Genomic DNA, 17852 nt, shown 5'->3' with positions numbered 1-17852 from the left:
CGCCGGGATTGTTGGCCGTAAGGTCGACGCTGCGTAGGCGGTAGTTACGGGAAGACAATAGGACCATGGCACGCGGCAAGCTTCGGATCTATCTCGGTGCGGCACCGGGTGTGGGCAAGACCTACGCCATGCTCTCCGAGGCCCACCGGCGCGTGGAGCGCGGCACCGACTGCGTGGTCGCCTTCGTCGAGCACCACGACCGGCCGCGCACCGAGGTGATGCTGCACGGCCTGGAGCAGGTCCCGCGCAAGGAGCTGGAGTACCGGGACGCCCTCTTCACGGAGATGGACGTGGACGCCGTACTGCACCGCGCCCCCGCCGTCGCCCTGGTGGACGAACTCGCCCACACCAACATCCCCGGCTCCCGCAACGCCAAGCGCTGGCAGGACGTCGAGGAACTGCTGGCGGCCGGGATCGACGTCGTCTCGACCGTCAACATCCAGCACCTGGAGTCCCTCGGCGACGTCGTCGAGTCCATCACGGGAGTGCGCCAGCGCGAGACCGTGCCCGACGAGGTGGTACGGCGCGCGGACCAGATCGAGCTGGTCGACATGTCGCCCCAGGCGCTGCGCCGGCGCATGGCGCACGGCAACATCTACCAGCCGGACAAGGTCGACGCGGCCCTGTCCAACTACTTCCGGCCCGGCAACCTCACCGCCCTGCGCGAACTGGCGCTGCTCTGGGTGGCCGACCGGGCCGACGAGTACCTGAAGCAGTACCGCAGCGAGCACCGGGTCTCCGCGATCTGGGGCTCGCGGGAGCGGATCGTCGTCGGGCTCACCGGCGGGCCCGAGGGGCGCACGCTGATCCGGCGGGCCGCGCGGCTCGCCGAGAAGGGCGCCGGCGGCGAGGTCCTCGCCGTCTACATATCCCGCAGCGACGGCCTGACCTCGGCCTCCCCGAAGGAACTCGCCGTCCAGCGCACCCTGGTCGAGGACCTCGGCGGCACCTTCCACCAGGTCGTCGGCGAGGACATCCCCGCGGCCCTGCTCGACTTCGCACGCGGGGTCAACGCCACCCAGATCGTGCTCGGCTCCTCCCGCCGCAAGGCCTGGCAGTACGTCCTCGGGCCCGGCGTCGGCGCCACGGTCGCCCGCGAGTCGGGACCCGACCTGGACGTCCACATCGTCACCCACTCCGAGGCAGGCAAGGGACGCGGACTGCCGGTGGCCCGGGGCGCCCGGCTCGGCCGGGGCCGGATCATCGCGGGCTGGCTGGTCGGACTGGCCGGCCCGGCCGTCCTGGCGGTGCTGCTGAACACCGTCGGCCTCGGCCTCGCCAACGACATGCTGCTCTTCCTGACCCTCACGGTCGCGGCCGCACTGCTCGGCGGGCTCTTCCCGGCGCTGGCCTCGGCGGCCTTCGGATCCCTGCTGCTGAACTACTTCTACACCCCGCCCCTGCACCGGCTGACCATCGCCGATCCGAAGAACATCGTGGCCATCGTGATCTTCTTCGGGGTCGCGCTGTCCGTCGCCTCGGTCGTGGACCTCGCCGCCCGGCGCACCCACCAGGCGGCCCGGCTGCGCGCCGAGTCCGAGATCCTCTCCTTCCTCGCCGGCAACGTGCTGCGCGGCGAGACCAGCCTGGAGGAGCTGCTCGAGCGGGTCAGGGAGACCTTCGGCATGGAGTCCGCCGCCCTCCTGGAGCGGGCGGCCGACGTCGAGCCGTGGAGCTGCGCCGGACGCGTCGGTGTCGGCCCCGCCCTGCAGCGGCCCGAGGACGCCGACGTCGACGTGCCCATAGGCGACCACATGGCGCTCGCGCTGACCGGCCGGGTGCTGCCCGCAGAGGACCGCCGGGTGCTCGCCGCCTTCGCCGCCCAGGCAGCCGTCGTCCTGGACCGCAGGCGCCTCCAGGAGGAGGCCGAGCAGGCCCGCGCGCTCGCCGAGGGCAACCGCATCCGTACGGCCCTGTTGGCCGCCGTCAGCCATGACCTGCGCACCCCGCTCGCCGGGATCAAGGCAGCGGTGTCGTCACTGCGCTCGGACGACGTGGCCTGGTCCGAGGAGGACCAGGCGGAGCTCCTGGAGGGCATCGAGGAGGGCGCCGACCGGCTCGACCACCTCGTCGGCAACCTGCTCGACATGTCCCGCCTGCAGACCGGCACCGTCACCCCGATCGTCCGTGAGATCGACCTCGACGAGGTGGTCCCGATGGCGCTGGTCGGGGTGGACGAGGGCAGCGTCGAGCTGGACGTCCCCGAGACCCTGCCCATGGTCGAGGCCGACGCCGGGCTCCTGGAGCGGTCGGTGGCCAACCTGGTCGAGAACGCCGTCAAGTACAGCCGGCCCGACAGCGTGGTCGTCGTGTCCGCCAGCGCCATCGCCGACCGGGTGGAGCTACGGGTCGTGGACCGCGGGCCCGGCGTGCCCGACGATGCCAAAGAACGCATATTCGAGCCCTTCCAGCGCTACGGTGACGCTCCGCGCGGCGCCGGGGTCGGTCTGGGGCTCGCGGTCGCCCGGGGCTTCACCGAGGCGATGGGCGGCACCCTCAACGCCGAGGACACGCCCGGTGGCGGCCTCACCATGGTCCTCACCCTTCGCGCGGCAGGATCGGTGACCGCAGCAGCAGAACCCGTGGCGGAAGCAGCAGCACAAGCCGCGGCAGAACCGGAAAGGCAGGCCTCATGACCCGTGTGCTCGTGGTCGACGACGAGCCGCAGATCGTGCGTGCCCTCGTGATCAACCTCAAGGCGCGCAAGTACGAGGTCGACGCGGCCCCCGACGGCCGTACCGCCCTCGAACTGGCCGCCTCCCGCCACCCCGACGTGGTCGTGCTCGACCTCGGCCTGCCCGACATGGACGGCGTCGAGGTGATCAAGGGGCTGCGCGGCTGGACCCGGGTGCCGATCCTGGTGCTCTCCGCCCGCCACTCCTCCGACGAGAAGGTCGAGGCGCTCGACGCGGGCGCCGACGACTACGTCACCAAGCCCTTCGGCATGGACGAGCTGCTGGCCCGGCTGCGGGCCGCCGTCCGCCGTGCCGAGCCGGTCGCCGGGGGCGGCGAGGACGACGTGCTGGTGGAGACCGAGGGGTTCACCGTCGACCTGGCCGCGAAGAAGGTCAACCGGGCCGGCCGGGACGTCCGGCTGACCCCCACGGAGTGGCATCTGCTGGAGGTGCTGGTCCGCAACACCGGCCGGCTGGTCAGCCAGAAGCAGCTGCTGCAGGAGGTGTGGGGGCCGTCGTACGGCACGGAGACCAACTACCTGCGCGTCTACATGGCACAGCTGCGCCGGAAGCTGGAGGCGGACCCCTCGCACCCCAAGCACTTCATCACGGAGCCGGGGATGGGCTACCGGTTCGAGAAGTGAACCGGGCCGGCGGTCCGGGCAGTGAGCCGGGCCGCCGTTCGGGAAACGAGTCGGGGCGTGAGCTGGACTACGGCAGTGTCGGTGAGCCCCGGTACGCTTCAGACATGAGTGCTGTTCCTCGTTCCGAAAAGCCGGCCGGCCGGTTCCGGCGCATGCTGGGCCGGCTGTCCTCGTCGCAGGAGGACCTGGAGTCCGAGGAGCTGCGCGAGGACGCCGACACGGCGGGCTGCATCCGCATCGGCGACTGCCAGGACCGGCAGATCGTCACCGTTACTGGTACCTTGCGCACGGTCACCCTGCGGCCGCGCGCCGGAGTCCCGGCCCTGGAGGCCGAGCTGTTCGACGGCTCCGCGGCACTGGACGTGGTGTGGCTCGGCAGGCGCTCCATCGTGGGCATAGAACCGGGGCGCAGGCTGATCGCATCGGGCCGGATCTCGCTGAGCCGGGGCCGCCGGGTGCTGTTCAATCCCAAGTACGAACTGAGACCCCTCGGTAGGGAGTAACCGGTGACGTCGCTCGACAAGCCGACCGAAGACACGCAGGCGGAGGACGATGCGCGGGCGGTGACCGAGGCCGCGCTGTTCGAGGCCTTCGGCGGCGTGCGCGGCATGGTCGAGACGGTGCTGCCCGGCCTGCTGTTCGTCACGATCTTCACCATCAACAAGGACCTGCACTGGTCGGCGATCGCCGCCCTCGCGGTCTCCGTGGTGCTGGTCGTGGTCCGCCTGGTCATGAGGGACACCGTCAAGCACGCCTTCAGCGGGGTCTTCGGCGTCGCCTTCGGCGTCGTCTTCGCGATGATGACCGGCAACGCCAAGGACTTCTACCTCCCCGGCATGCTCTACACGCTGGGCCTGGCGCTGGCCTACATCATCACCACGCTGTGCGGAGTGCCGCTGATCGGCCTGATCCTCGGCCCGGTCTTCAAGGAGAACCTCTCCTGGCGCACCCGCAACCCCGGCCGCAAGAAGGCGTACGCCAAGGCCAGCTGGGCCTGGGGCCTGATCCTGCTCGCCAAGTGCGCGATCCTCTTCCCGCTGTACTGGTGGGCCAACACGGCCCAGCTCGGCTGGGTGCTGGTCGCGCTGAAGATCCCGCCGTTCCTGCTCGCCGTCTGGCTCACTTGGGTCTTCCTGGCGAAGGCACCGGCGCCGATCGACGTCTTCGCCGAGATGGAGGCGGAGGAGAAGGCCGAGGAGGAGCGCAAGGCCGCGCTGGCCGCGGAGAGCGGCGAACCCTCCGGCGGACGGCACCGCAAGTAGCCGGCGGACGGCACCGCAAGCAACCACGGGAAAGGGCGCCCTCGATGCCGAGGGCGCCCTTCGCCGTACCCGTACGTCAGACGTCTTCCCGCCGAACCGACAGCAGGTCCTCCAGCTGTTCCTCGCGGGCCTGGGCCGCGACGAACAGGAGTTCGTCGCCCGCCTCCAGGGAGTCCTCGCGCGAGGGGGTGAGGACCCGGGTACCCCGGATGATCGTGACCAGGGAGGTGTCCTCGGGCCACTCCACGTCGCCGACCTGGGTGCCGGCCAGGGCCGACTCCTCCGGCAGGGTCAGCTCCACCAGGTTGGCGTCGCCGTGGCTGAAGCGGAGCAGCCGGACCAGGTCGCCGACGCTCACCGCCTCCTCCACCAGGGCGGACATCAGGCGGGGCGTCGAGACGGCGACGTCCACGCCCCAGGCCTCGTTGAACAGCCACTCGTTCTTGGGGTTGTTGACCCGGGCGACGACGCGCGGAACGCCGTACTCCGTCTTCGCGAGCAGCGAGACGACCAGGTTCACCTTGTCGTCGCCCGTCGCGGCGATCACGACGTTGCAGCGCTGCAGCGCCGCCTCGTCCAGGGAGGTGATCTCACAGGCGTCGGCGAGCAGCCACTCCGCCTGCGGGACCCGCTCCACCGAGATGGCGGTCGGGGCCTTGTCGATCAGCAGGACCTCGTGGCCGTTCTCCAGCAGCTCGCCCGCGATCGAGCGGCCGACGGCGCCGGCTCCGGCAATGGCGACCCTCATCAGTGACCGCTCTCCTCTTCCGGACCCCCGGCGAAGGCGGCCTCGACCTTGTCGACGTCGTCCGTGCGCATCATCACATGGACCAGGTCGCCCTCCTGCAGCACCGTCTGCGAGGTGGGCAGCATCGCCTCACCGAGCCGGGTGAGGAACGCGACCCGGACGCCGGTCTCCTCCTGGAGCGTGCTGATCTTGTGGCCGACCCACTTCGGGGAGGCGTGCACCTCGGCGAGCTGGACCCCGCCGGTGGGGTCGCGCCACAGCGGCTCCGCGCCCGAGGGCAGCAGCCGGCGCAGCATCTGGTCGGCGGTCCAGCGGACCGTGGCCACGGTCGGGATGCCGAGGCGCTGGTAGACCTCGGCACGGCGCGGATCGTAGATGCGGGCCGCGACGTTCTCCACGCCGAACATCTCGCGGGCCACCCGGGCCGAGATGATGTTCGAGTTGTCACCGCTCGAGACGGCGGCGAAGGCGCCCGCCTCCTCGATGCCCGCTTCGCGCAGAGTGTCCTGGTCGAAGCCGACCCCGGTGACCCGGCGGCCGCCGAATCCCGGGCCCAGCCTGCGGAAGGCGGTGGGGTCCTGGTCGATCACGGCGACCGTGTGCCCCTGTTGCTCCAGGGTCTGGGCGAGAGCGGAACCCACTCTGCCGCAGCCCATGATGACGATGTGCACGACCGTCCTTCCGGTGTCCAAAAGTTAGTGCTCAGCCCCATCAGGGTCTCAGACCGAGGCTTAAGCTACACACGCACGGTCCCGGGCGGGCACCCCTGTGCCACGCTCATCGCCGAGTGATGCTGCGCACGCTCCAGGCAGTGAGGATTCCGAGGCCGACGAGGGCGACCGTGGCTCCGATCAGTTCTGCGGTCGCGGGCATGAGACCTCCGAAGTGCGAAGACGGGCGGGATCTGCCATCTAGGCACGAATGGCGCGAAGGCTGCGGAATCCGCAGTTCCGACCGTCACTTTTTTCACTCGGGAGGCAGATCCCGTATTGCGGCTGGAGGCCTGCCAGGTCGAAGGCCTACGATCCTCTCTCGTGTCCAAACTGACCGACGTGCCCAAACGGATCCTGATCGGGCGCGCTCTGCGCAGTGATCGGCTGGGCGAAACGCTCCTGCCGAAGCGCATCGCACTCCCCGTCTTCGCCTCCGACCCGCTGTCCTCCGTCGCCTACGCGCCGGGGGAGGTCCTGCTGGTCCTCTCCATCGCGGGCGTGTCGGCGTACCACTTCAGCCCCTGGATCGCCGTCGCGGTCGTCGTGCTGATGTTCACGGTGGTCGCCTCCTACCGGCAGAACGTGCACGCCTACCCGAGCGGCGGCGGCGACTACGAGGTCGCCACCACCAACCTCGGCCCCAAGGCCGGCCTCACCGTCGCCAGCGCCCTGCTCGTCGACTACGTCCTGACCGTCGCCGTCTCCATCGCCTCCGGCATCGAGAACCTCGGCTCGGCGATCCCCTTCGTGGTCGAGCACAAGGTCTTCTGCGCGGTCACCGTGATCGTGCTGCTGACCCTGATGAACCTGCGGGGGGTGAAGGAGTCCGGCAAGCTCTTCGCGATCCCGACGTACGTGTTCGTCGGCGGCGTCTTCATCATGATCGCGTGGGGTGCGTTCCGGGGCCTGGTCCTCGGGGACACGATGCGGGCACCCACCGCCGACTACCACATCAAGGCCGAGCACCAGGGCCTGGCCGGCTTCGCCCTGGTCTTCCTGCTGCTGCGCGCCTTCTCCTCCGGCTGTGCCGCGCTCACCGGAGTCGAGGCGATCTCCAACGGCGTCCCGGCCTTCCGCAAGCCCAAGTCGAAGAACGCGGCGACCACGCTGGCCGCGATGGGTCTGCTGGCGGTCACCATGTTCTGCGGCATCATCGCGCTCGCCATGGTCACCAAGGTCCGCATGGCCGAGAACCCGGCCACCGACCTGCTCCACAACGGCGTCGCGATCGGCTCCGGCTACGTCCAGAACCCGGTGATCTCCCAGGTCGCCGAGGCCGTCTTCGGCAAGGGCAGCTTCCTGTTCATCCTGCTCGCCGCCGCCACCGCCCTGGTCCTGTTCCTGGCGGCGAACACCGCGTACAACGGCTTCCCGCTGCTCGGCTCGATCCTCGCCCAGGACCGCTACCTGCCGCGCCAGCTGCACACCCGCGGCGACCGCCTCGCCTTCTCCAACGGCATCGTGCTGCTCGCCGGCGCCGCCGCCCTGCTGGTGGTCATCTACGGCGCCGACTCGACCCGCCTCATCCAGCTGTACATCGTCGGTGTGTTCGTGTCCTTCACGCTCAGCCAGACCGGCATGGTCCGGCACTGGAACCGCCACCTGGCGACCGAGAAGGACCCGGCCAAGCGCAGCCACATGATCCGCTCCCGCGCGATCAACGCGTTCGGCGCCTTCTTCACCGGCCTGGTGCTGGTCGTCGTCCTGGTCACGAAGTTCACCCACGGCGCCTGGGTGGCGCTGCTCGGCATGTGCATCTTCTACGCGACGATGACCGCGATCCGTAAGCACTACGACCGGGTCTCCGAGGAGATCTCGGCCCCCGAGGTGCCGGACGACGACCTGGTACGGCCGTCCCGCGTGCACTCGGTCGTCCTGATCTCCAAGATCCACCGCCCCACGCTGCGTGCCCTGGCCTACGCCAAGCTGATGCGCTCGGACACCCTGGAGGCGCTCACCGTCAACGTCGACCCGGCCGAGACGAAGGCGCTGCGCGAGGAGTGGGAGCGGCGCGGCATAGACGTGCCGCTGAAGGTCCTCGACTCGCCCTACCGCGAGATCACCCGGCCGATCATCGAGTACGTCAAGAGCCTGCGCGCCCAGTCCCCGCGGGACGCGGTCTCCGTGATCATCCCGGAGTACGTCGTCGGCCACTGGTACGAGCATCTGCTGCACAACCAGAGCGCCCTGCGCCTCAAGGGCCGGCTGCTGTTCACCCCGGGTGTCATGGTGACCTCGGTGCCCTACCAGCTGGAGTCCTCGGAGGTCGCGAGGAACCGGGCCCGCAAGCGGCAGGACTGGAACGCACCGGGCGCGGTCCGGCGCGGTCCGGCCGAACACCGGCCGAAGGAGCACAGCGGGGGGTGAGCCGGAAGGGGCGTCCGGCGCGGGGGCGGGCGCCTTCGGCGAACACGTAGACTGGTGGGCTGTCGTCGGCCCTCGCGCGGCCGTACCCCCTCTCGTTGATCTGGAGTCACCCCGCCATGCAGGCAGAACCGAAGAAATCTCTGGTGGGGACGGAGTACGAGGTCGAGGTGGGCCCGGTCGCGCACGGCGGGCACTGCATCGCCCGGACCGCCGAGGGCCAGGTGCTGTTCGTCCGGCACGCGCTGCCCGGCGAGCGGGTCGTGGCCCGGGTGACCGAGGGCGAGGAGGGGGCCCGCTTCCTGCGCGCCGACGCGGTCGACATCGTGGACGCCTCCAAGGACCGCGTCGAGGCTCCCTGCCCCTACGCCGGCCCCGGCCGGTGCGGCGGCTGCGACTGGCAGCACGCCAAGCCGGGCGCCCAGCGCCGGCTCAAGGGCGAGGTGATCGCCGAGCAGCTGCAGCGACTGGCCGGCCTGACGCCGGAGGAGGCGGGCTGGGACGGCACGGTGATGCCCGCCGAGGGCGACAAGCTGCCGGCGGGCGAGGTGCCCCAGTGGCGCACGCGCGTGCAGTACGCGGTCGACGCCGACGGCAACGCGGGACTGCGCCGGCACCGCTCGCACGAGGTGGAGCCGATCGAGCACTGCATGATCGCGGCGCCGGGCGTCAGCGAACTCGGCATCGAGGAGCGCGACTGGTCGGGCATGGTGTCGGTGGACGCGATCGCCGCGACCGGTTCCCAGGACCGGATGGTGATCCTGGAGCCCCGCCCCGGCGCCCGCCTGCCCCTGGTCGAACTGGACAAGCCGGTCTCGGTCCTGCGGGTGGACGAGAACGACGGCGGCATCCACCGCGTCCACGGCCGCGCCTTCGTCCGCGAACGGGCCGACGGCCGCACCCACCGCGTGGGCAACGGCGGCTTCTGGCAGGTCCACCCGAAGGCGGCGGACACCCTGGTGACGGCGGTGATGCAGGGTCTGCTGCCGCGCAAGGGCGAGATGGCGCTGGACCTCTACTGCGGAGTCGGCCTGTTCGCCGGCGCCCTCGCCGACCGCCTCGGCGAGAAGGGCGCGGTGCTGGGCATCGAGTCCGGCAAGCGAGCGGTGGAGGACGCGCGCCACAACCTGGCCGACTTCCCCCGGGTCCGCGTCGAACAGGGCAAGGTCGAGTCGGTCCTCCCGCGCACCGGCATCACCGAGGTCGACCTCATCGTCCTCGACCCGCCCCGCGCGGGCGCGGGCCGCAAGACGGTGGAGCACCTGACATCGCTGGGCGCCCGCCGAATCGCCTACGTCGCCTGCGACCCGGCCGCCCTCGCCCGCGACCTGGCGTACTTCCGGGACGGCGGGTACCGGGTGCGGACGCTGCGGGCGTTCGATCTGTTTCCGATGACGCATCATGTGGAGTGCGTGGCGATTCTTGAGCCGGCCGCGAAGGGCTCCTGACCTGCTCCTGCATGTCGGCCACGTCCTCCGCTGCCGTCGCGTGCTTGTCATGGCAGTAGCCAGCCTGTTCGCGGAGGTCAAGGAGTGTTGCCTATCGCAGGGCACGAGGAGCGCTGGTTTCCTCACTTCTCGGCTATCCGAACGCGGTAGTCGTAGAGGTGGGTGGTGTCTGTGCCACGACGTCATGTCCGCAGCGGCCGCGCAGAGGTGCGCTCGCAGCATGTCTGCGGCTTGTCGCTCTACAGCGGCGAAGACCTTGCCTATGTTGCCGTCGAGCTCACGAGTCGCACCCCCGGCGAATCAGCCCTTGCGGGTGGGGTCAGAACTGACTCCAGCACCGGTCGCGAAGAGATCCTGACCTGCGGTTTGGTGCGTGCGCATTGCGCGAGGCGCGGGTGCCGCCGTTCTTGATTGGTGCCGGTGGGCTGGCTCTCCGTTACCGATACACCACGAAAGCCGCCAAGTGCGTGCGAAAATCCCACCGGTCGATCATCGCGGTGGAGGGTGCGTGTCGCCCGCCGCACCGGGGGAGGGGAGCCTCACATGGTCCTGCTGTCATCGAGCCCGAAGTGGCCCACCCTGCCTGACTACTTCCATGACTGGGCGCTGGTGGACGTGGAGACCTCCGGGCTGAGACCCGGTCGGGACCGTGTCCTGTCCCTCGCGATCCTCACGCTGGACGCGCACGGCAACCAGACGGGGGAGTTCTCGACCCTCCTCAACCCAGGCTGCGACCCCGGCCCCGTGCACATCCACGGCCTCACCCCGGCCCGGCTCGCCGGCGCTCCCACCTTCGAGGAGATCGCGCCGCAGGTGGGGGCGCTCCTCAGCAGCCGGGTCCTGGTCGCCCACAACGCGCAGTTCGACTACGACTTCCTGGCCCACGAGTTCGCCCACGTCCGTTCCTGGGTGCCGGTGAGCAGGCGGTTGTGCACGCTGGCTCTCAACCGCCTGGTCGGGCCCGCGACGCCCGATCTCAAGCTGGGCACGCTCGCCGCGCACTACGGCGTGCGTCAGGAGAAGGCCCACGACGCGCAGGACGACGTACGGGTGCTCTCCGGCATCCTGCGCGGCTCGCTGGGCGCGGCCGAGCAACTGGGCCTGTCCCTGCCGCTCTTGGACTGCCCGCCCCGCCAGGACTACAAGCCGCATGTCCCCAAGACGCCCTGCGCATACCGCAATCCGGGTCGTCTGGAATCGGGCGGGGCGCTGGTGCAGGGGATGAAGGTCGCCATCACCGGGGACACCCAGGTCTCCCGTGAGGAACTGGTCGCCCGCTCGGCGGCGGCCGGGCTGAACATGATGACGTCGGTCAGCGGCCAGACCGGCGTTGTCGTGACCAATGACCCGGGCGCCGCATCTGCCAAGCTGCGTCGCGCCGAGGACGAGGGCGTGCCCCTCGTGGACGAGCCGACCTACCTTCGGCTGTTGGAGAGCGTGCGGCCGGGTCAGGCCAAGGGCACCGCTCGGCAGGGTCGCGCGGCCGAGACGTCCGCGGGCGCGACGACCGTACAACCTGAACCCGTACCGAGCTTGCCGGCGCAGCGCACGGCCACGCAAACTGCGCCCGCCGCCCATGCGGACCAGCCGCTCACCGGGCGCAGGGTCCTGGTCCTGGGCGGCACCCACGACGAGGCCGTCGAGGCACGCGCGCGTGCTGTCGCCCTTGGCGCCTCCGCGGCGGTCAATCTCTCGGCCGGTGTGACCGACGTCGTCGTGCTTCCCGGCGGCGAGGCGGACCGGCGCATGAGTCGTATCGCCGCCCTCGGCCTCCGTGTCCACGACGCCGACTGGCTGCTCGCACCCACGCCTGCGCCGGCACAGAGCCTGGCCGGTGACCGGTCGGACATGGCAGAGGTACTGGTCCGAGGTGCCGTCATCGACCTGTCCGACACCACAACGCCCTGGACGGTGGCCGCCACCTGGCGTCAGCAGACCGCCTGCGATGTGGACGTCGTCGCCTTCGCGGTCGACGCCCAGGAACAGGTCCCGGGGGACGAGGACTTTGTCTTCTACGGCGCCCCCGAGCACCCGGACGGCACCGTGCGGCTCGCTACCGACGGTCCGACGGAGCAGGCCGTCACCGCCGACCTGGAGCGGCTGCCTCTGGAGATCCACCGGGTCGTGATCGCCGCCGCGATCGACGGTGCCGCGACCTTCTCCGACGTCGGAGCCGTCGAGTTCACCGCCTCCTGCGGGATCGGCGCGGCCCCGACCGCCCGGGCCACCCTCGACGCCGCCACCACCGAGCGCACGATGATCCTCGCCGAGCTCTACCGCAGAGGCGACGGATGGCGGCTGCGTGCGGTCGGACAGGGCTACGACCATGGCTTGGCCGACCTTGCTCGCGGCTACGGCGTCGATGTCGCCGAATGACCGACGGACTCCCAATTGGCCAGCTGCAGCTACCGGCAGGTTGTGACGCTCGTTTGACGCTCCGGGCGCCTGAGGAGCCTTCTAGTAGCGCCGTAAACTGCCACTGACCTGCGACTATGTCAGTGTCCTCCTGTGGTGATCCGTTTCCGATGACGCATCATGTGGAGTGCGTGGCGATTCTTGAGCCCGCGGCAAAGGTCATCTGACCTGCGCGTTCGTGGATCCGATAGGTCTGCTCGACCTCTTTTGGAGTGCCGAGCGGGTGCACCGTGTGGAGTGCGGTGTAGTGCCTGAATCTGTCACCGATGAAGGGTGATGAGGCATCACCTGGAGTGCGTGACGATCTCGGAGCCCGTCGTCCGATGAAGCGGGCTGGTGGCAGCTCGGCGTTGGCTGGCGTGGGTTGGGGCTCATGTGGTTCGCCGCCGTGGGTGCTCCCGGCCCGACAGCCAGGGGCACCCACGGCGCAGGGGTTAGGGGATTTGTTGGTAGAGGGCGGTCACCTGGTTGGGGGTGAGGGCGTAGTTCCAGGCCTGGACGGTGCTGATCAGGCCGGGGAAGAAGTCGGAGTTGCTGCCGTTGTACAGGCTGCGGCCGATGGTGAAGGCGTTGGCGGCGTTCCAGGAGGTGACGCCGGTGGCGGTGGCGGCGAGGGTGCCGTTGACGTAGAGCTGGGCTGTCTTCGTGGTGGCGTCGTAGGTGCCGACCAGGTGGGTCCAGGTGTTGGCGGCTGCTGCTGTTGCCGACTCGGCGACGGTGAGGGCCGGGTTGGTGGTGTCGGTGCCGGCGAAGGTGAGGGCCCATCGTGGGCTGCTGGTGTTGGCGTAGTCGTACTGGAGGTAGAAGGGGCTGTTCTGGGCGCCGTCCTGGGCGGCGACGGTGGCATTGCGGGTGGGCAGTGAGGAGAGTTTCACCCATGCCGAGACGGAGTAGCTGCCGGCGGTGTTGAGCGCCTGGCCGCCGCCGGCGGCGTAGCCGGTGGAGCCGTCGAAGGAGAGGGTTTCGCCGCGGGTGGTGTCGTTGGTCCAGGTGGTGCTGCCGTTGAGGGTCAGGGTGTTGCCGCCGACGCCGGTGGTGTCGTTGACGGTGTAGGGGGTGTCGGTGGGGGCGGTGTCGTTGGCGACGGTGAAGCCGTCGCCGTCGTCGAGGGCCCAGGTGTCGTGGGGGGAGAGGATGGCGAGGGTTTCGGCGGCGTATCCGGAGTTGGTGAGGTTGACGTGGTCGCCGGTGTCGGCGGCCGTGGCGAGTCTGTTCTCGCCGTTCCCGGTGTCGGGTACGGCGAGAGCGGTGTCGAAGTCGGCGAAGTAGACCGGCGGGGTGGACCAGGGGCTGCCGAGATCCATGTCGTCGAGCCAGCCGTTGACGTCGGTGCGGTTGGCGTCGACGGCGCTGGTGCAGGGGTCGTTGGCGGCGGCACCGTCGCCGGCGAAGCCGTCGCAGGGGGTGAGGGAGGTCAGGGTGGTGGAGATGCCCCAGCCCTGGAGCTGTTGGACAAGGGCGGTGTAGCCGTTGCCTTCGAGGTCGTCCGGGGAACTGCCGCTGAGGAGGTCTTCGAGACCTTCGTAGACCACGACGCTGCTGATGCCGGGCTGGTCGAGGATGTCGCGGTCGATGCGGGAGAGCGCTGAGGGGCCGCCGAGGGTTTTGCCGTTGTAGGTCTGCGGGTTGTCGGTCATCAGGTCGTTGGACTCGATGCCCTCGGCGATGGTGCCGTAGGGGCTGGGGGTGGTGGGTTCGGCGCCTTCCAGGGTGTCGGAGACGCGGCTTCCGCTGGCGACGGGGGTGGTGTTGGGCTGGAAGGCGTCGATGAGTCCGTCACCGAGCACCGCTTGGGTCGGGGTGTGGCTGGTGGTGACGTCGACATTGGTGACGAGGTCGGTGAACCAGCCCTGCAGGGTTCCGGTGCTGCCGTCGAAGGGTGTGCCGGTGGTGTCTGTGGTCTTGTCCCCGGCGCCGGTGACGGTGACGTACTGGTAGGCGTTGTTGGCGAACGAGTGCTGGACCAGGTACGGCACGGAGTTGCTCAGTTGGTAGGAGACGAGGAGGTAGTGGTTGGCGGTGACGGGGAAGGTGAGCGGGTCGCTGTAGAGGGAGCCGCCCTGGGGGATGGTCACCGACTGGCTTCCGCCGAAGGTGAGGGTGGTGGGGGTGGCGGCGGGTACGGCGGATGGGCCGCCGGACGCGGAGTTCTGGGCGATGGTGGCGTGGCCGATGGACAGCTTGCTGGTGCCGAGGGCGTTGTCGAGCTTGATGCGGACGGTGTTGCCGGAGATCGAGGCGGGGAGGGCGATACGGAAGGTCTGGTTGGAGAAGTTGGCGCCCTGGAAGTTGTACTGGCCCTCGTTGGGGTTGGCCCAGGCGCCGGTCCAGCTCTGGCCGGCCGGTGCGGCGGCGGTGGTGCCGGTGACCTCAGGGGTGCCGGTGGTGGTGTTGCGGGTGGCCATGCTGAAGATGTGCAGTGACTGGGCGTGGTAGCCGATGTGATTGCCCACATCGGGCAGCGTCACCGAGGCGATGGTCTTGGCCGGGTCGATGGGTACGGAGAACGCGAAGAGCCGGTGCGGGGAGGCTGCCTGTCCCGCGACGTCGTTGCGGTGCGGCAGGACCACGGCGGCGATGGCGTCGTTGCTGACGCTCCAGTTGGGGACCGTCAGATCGTATTTTGCGGTGGTGCCGTCGGTGTAGGTGATGGTGCCGGTGGCCGCGCAGGCGCCCACGGGGTCGGTGCCGTTGAAGCAGTAGGAACCATTCACCGGGGTGCCGGCCGGGACGTAGGGCGCGGTGTCGTCGTTGGCGATGGCGCCCGGCGTGGACAGGCCGGAGAAGCTGGATGTGGCGAGGAAGTCCAGGGCGCTGCCGGAGCCGTTGTAGGTGATGGTCTGGTTGGCGGCCAGGACGTTGTCCTTCTGTCCGGAGCCGAACGCGGGCAGGGTGAAGGTGGCCCCGTTGACGGTGACTTTGCCGCCGCTGGCCCAGCCTGCGGTGGTGAGGTCGGTGGCGGAGAAGCTGTCGCCGACGCCGTCGATGTCGGCCTGGCCGGGGTTGGCGTCGGCGCTGATGCCGGTGTTGTTGAAGCACGCGGACAGGCTGGCGCAGGTGGTGTTCGGGTCTCCGGTGGCCAGGAACGGGTAGCCGGTGGTGCCGGAGTCGTCGCCTGCGGCGTCCACGGCGTACACCCACAGGGTGTGCGGGCCGGGGGAGTAGGGGGTGATGGTCACCGCGGCGGCGTTGCTCGAGGCGGCGACGATCTGGGAAGCGGGCGGGTTGCTGGTGGCGGGCGGTACGTCGACGGAGTAGACGAACTTCGTCGCGCCGGCCCCGCCGCTGGTGGCCACGTTGAAGCTGCCGGCGGTGCCGGCCGCGGCGCCCGGGCCCCCGTCGTTGTCGGTGTTGGGGTAGAGGTTGTTCTTCGAGGTGACGGTGGGGGAGCTCGGCGCGGTGGGTTCGGCGACGAAGTGGCAGGTCGGGGACTGGGTGTAGGAGGTGGAGTCCTCACCGTCGGTGACCTTGACCTGCCAGTCCACGATCTGGCCGCTGGTCAGCGAGCTGATGAAGCTCGACGGCAGGCTGTAGGCGGCGTAGGAGCCGCTGGCCAGGTTGTCGCTGCTGAGCCCGGTGTGCAGGGTGGTGGAGCCGTTGATCCAGTACTGGAAGGTCGCCTGCAGCTTGTCGCCGTCGGCGTCGGAGACCTTCGCCTTCAGCACGGGTGGGGTGCTGGCGATGGTCTTACCCATGAACGGGTAGTCGGGGCCGGTGGTGTCGCAGGCCGCGTCGTCCGCGCCGGCGACCGCTGCCATCGTCGCTTTGGAGGGGGCAGCGGGAGGGAGGTTGTAGAAGATCTCCAGGCTGGGGTTGTGCGAGAAGCGGGAGAAACCGCCGTCGTCGTGGCCGGCCTCGGCGGAGTCCTCGCTGAGTGTGGCGGTGAAGGTGGCGGAGTGACCGGCGGCGTTGTGGGCGATCGGGGTGAGCACGTTCAGACCGTGGGTCACGGAATTGTTTGAGGGGCAGAACGTCGGGTTGTAGGCGCGCGCGTAGCCGGCGGAGGTGGAGTAGTTGTTGTAGCCGGGCCGGTTGCTCCAGTCGGTGCCCGATCCGATGCCGCCGGACCAGTGCAGGTTGACGGTGTAGGAGCTGGAGCAGGACGCGGAGTAGATCTCCGTGGCGTTGACGGTGGCGGTGTTGATGTGTGCGCCGAAGATGGTGGAGGACAGCTTCCACTGGTAGATCGCGTGCTCTTTGCCCGTGTAGCAGGAGCCTTCCTGCCAGCCGTTGTAGCCGACCCCGAGGTATCCGTTGTCGGCGAGTGAACCGGTCTGGTTGTAGAAGGACTTGTTGGGGCAGCCCTGTTTGACCTGGTCGAAGGCCGGGGCGGCGGGATCGTAGGGATGCCAGTTGAACGTCGGGTCGATATAGACCGGGAACACCGTGGAGCGGGCCTTCAGCATCCGGGAGTCCGGTACGAGGGACAGCGCCGAGGCGGACACCTTCGTACCCACCGGTGCCTCACGCGCGGCCAGCCCGGGGTGCGCGGCGTCCGAGGGGTCCGCGGCGACCTTGGCCTTGCTTGCCGTACCTACCTTCTTGGTGGCCGGTGTCGGCAGCACGGTGTTGGAGTCCCACATCAGCGGGCTGGCCGCGTCCATGAGGTCCCGGCCACGGGTGTCACGCAGTGCCAGGTTGTCCGCATTGCCCCGGGTCAGGCGGCCACCGGTCACCTGGGAGCCCAGACGCAGGGTGGTCAGCGCCGGGTTCCGGGCGGCGGCAGGGGAGTTGACGACCAGTGTGTCGGAGAAGCCGCCGGCGGCGGTGGCCGAGACCACCAGGTCCACCGCGGGCAGCACGGACCGGTACGTAGCGGATCCGCCCTTGATGACGGGAGCGGGCAGCGTGCCCGGCCAGGAAACGGCCATGCTCACGCCGTTGTAATGGGTGGTGACCAACGGGGCGCGGCCGCCGCCGGAGAAGGACACCGTGCCGTACGCGGTCGCCGCCGGAGACCATGTGCCGTCGCTGTTGTGATGCAGTGTCATGTCGACGGCGACCCAGTTGCCGTGCTGCTTGGTCCGTACGGGCTCGGGGTTGGCCGACAGCTGGAATCCGCCGCGGGGACTGGCGGTCACCTGCTGGACGGGGGTTGTCAACGAGCTGATCGTGGCGGCCTTCCCGGTTTTCCGGGCAGTCGTCGCAGCGGTCTCCATCGCCTCACGCTGGGCGGCTGACGGGCCGTATCCGTTCGGCAGTTGCGACAGATCCGATTGCTCAGGCGTGTCTTTGGCGACCGGGGCGGATGCGCCGGAGGAGTACTGGGCCGCGCCCCCAGTAGTGCCCCCGGAGGTGTCGGCATGGGCCGGGGCCAGGCTCGCTGTGGCGGCGACCAGGGCAAGCGCGGCGGTGACCGCGGCTCTGCTGCGGCCGGTGGTTCTGCGTGCGCCGGGTATGTGGTGCCATCGCATGTGGAGATCCACCCCTGTCTGATGACCTGAAGATCCAGTAGTTCACGACGCTAGGAGTCCGCTGCTGTCCGTGGCCAGAGGGGCAGAGTGGCTGGAGTCGATCATTCCGCCTGGTTGACCGCCGAATGTTGTCATGTAAGCGACGTAAGAGTCTGGTCATGACTTGGTA

10 protein-coding genes are annotated in these 17852 nt (G+C 69.7%); 7 read left to right on the top strand and 3 right to left on the bottom strand.

Features of this window, described 5'->3' with window-relative positions; genetic code table 11:
- Positions 1-65: 65 nt before the first annotated feature.
- The 4 genes from ACZ5K7_RS03145 to ACZ5K7_RS03130 all read left to right on the top strand — a co-directional run bounded on the left by ACZ5K7_RS03145 (position 66) and on the right by ACZ5K7_RS03130 (position 4581).
- Positions 66-2636 carry an ATP-binding protein gene (locus ACZ5K7_RS03145; protein WP_468909782.1) on the top strand — a complete coding sequence of 857 codons (2571 nt, stop codon included), beginning with the start codon at positions 66-68 and terminating at the stop codon, positions 2634-2636.
- Entirely contained in the window at positions 2633-3319 is a 687-nt protein-coding gene (locus ACZ5K7_RS03140) for a response regulator (RefSeq protein WP_351710013.1), read from the top strand. Before ACZ5K7_RS03145 ends, ACZ5K7_RS03140 begins: the two co-directional genes overlap by 4 nt.
- A gap of 104 nt (positions 3320-3423) precedes the next feature.
- A complete protein-coding gene (locus ACZ5K7_RS03135; protein WP_351325771.1) occupies positions 3424-3822 on the top strand; it encodes an OB-fold nucleic acid binding domain-containing protein in 399 nt (132 codons plus the stop codon).
- 3 nt (positions 3823-3825) lie between these two features.
- Positions 3826-4581 carry a DUF3159 domain-containing protein gene (locus ACZ5K7_RS03130; protein WP_351710016.1) on the top strand — a complete coding sequence of 252 codons (756 nt, stop codon included), beginning with the start codon at positions 3826-3828 and terminating at the stop codon, positions 4579-4581.
- A gap of 76 nt (positions 4582-4657) precedes the next feature.
- On the opposite strand, the gene ACZ5K7_RS03125 is transcribed toward ACZ5K7_RS03130, so the two are convergent.
- Both ACZ5K7_RS03125 and ACZ5K7_RS03120 read right to left on the bottom strand, forming a co-directional pair.
- The gene (locus ACZ5K7_RS03125) at positions 4658-5329 is read right to left on the bottom strand and encodes a potassium channel family protein (protein ID WP_351710019.1); all 672 of its coding nucleotides are present in this window, start codon (positions 5327-5329) and stop codon (positions 4658-4660) included.
- Positions 5329-6000: a potassium channel family protein gene (locus ACZ5K7_RS03120; RefSeq protein ID WP_351325777.1), complete on the bottom strand. Its 672-nt coding sequence runs from the start codon at positions 5998-6000 to the stop codon at positions 5329-5331. Before ACZ5K7_RS03120 ends, ACZ5K7_RS03125 begins: the two co-directional genes overlap by 1 nt.
- Positions 6001-6363: 363 nt before the next feature.
- Between ACZ5K7_RS03120 and ACZ5K7_RS03115 the strand changes: the two genes are divergently transcribed.
- The 3 genes from ACZ5K7_RS03115 to ACZ5K7_RS03105 all read left to right on the top strand — a co-directional run bounded on the left by ACZ5K7_RS03115 (position 6364) and on the right by ACZ5K7_RS03105 (position 12230).
- Positions 6364-8409, top strand: coding sequence for an APC family permease (locus ACZ5K7_RS03115; RefSeq protein WP_351710022.1), 2046 nt, complete (start codon positions 6364-6366; stop codon positions 8407-8409).
- Between the two features lie 116 nt (positions 8410-8525).
- The gene (locus ACZ5K7_RS03110; protein ID WP_468909774.1) at positions 8526-9854 is read left to right on the top strand and encodes a class I SAM-dependent RNA methyltransferase; all 1329 of its coding nucleotides are present in this window, start codon (positions 8526-8528) and stop codon (positions 9852-9854) included.
- Between the two features lie 543 nt (positions 9855-10397).
- The gene (locus ACZ5K7_RS03105) at positions 10398-12230 is read left to right on the top strand and encodes a TerD family protein (RefSeq protein ID WP_468909771.1); all 1833 of its coding nucleotides are present in this window, start codon (positions 10398-10400) and stop codon (positions 12228-12230) included.
- Between the two features lie 473 nt (positions 12231-12703).
- Here ACZ5K7_RS03105 and ACZ5K7_RS03100 read toward each other — a convergent pair whose 3' ends face one another.
- Entirely contained in the window at positions 12704-17371 is a 4668-nt protein-coding gene (locus tag ACZ5K7_RS03100) for a LamG-like jellyroll fold domain-containing protein (RefSeq protein WP_468909768.1), read from the bottom strand.
- Positions 17372-17852: the final 481 nt, after the last annotated feature.

The sequence above is a fragment of the Streptomyces sp. NPDC031497 genome, from assembly GCF_055580905.1.
The sequence above is the reverse complement of the archived record's forward strand: the minus strand, read 5'-3'. Positions and strand labels throughout refer to the sequence as shown.

Coding starts and splice junctions, on each gene's coding strand:
- ACZ5K7_RS03125 (WP_351710019.1), bottom strand. CDS start 5,329: ATGAGGGTCGCCATTGCCGGAGCCGGCGCCGTCGGCCGCTCGATCGCG.
- ACZ5K7_RS03140 (WP_351710013.1), top strand. CDS start 2,633: ATGACCCGTGTGCTCGTGGTCGACGACGAGCCGCAGATCGTGCGTGCC.
- ACZ5K7_RS03145 (WP_468909782.1), top strand. CDS start 66: ATGGCACGCGGCAAGCTTCGGATCTATCTCGGTGCGGCACCGGGTGTG.
- ACZ5K7_RS03105 (WP_468909771.1), top strand. CDS start 10,398: ATGGTCCTGCTGTCATCGAGCCCGAAGTGGCCCACCCTGCCTGACTAC.
- ACZ5K7_RS03110 (WP_468909774.1), top strand. CDS start 8,526: ATGCAGGCAGAACCGAAGAAATCTCTGGTGGGGACGGAGTACGAGGTC.
- ACZ5K7_RS03135 (WP_351325771.1), top strand. CDS start 3,424: ATGAGTGCTGTTCCTCGTTCCGAAAAGCCGGCCGGCCGGTTCCGGCGC.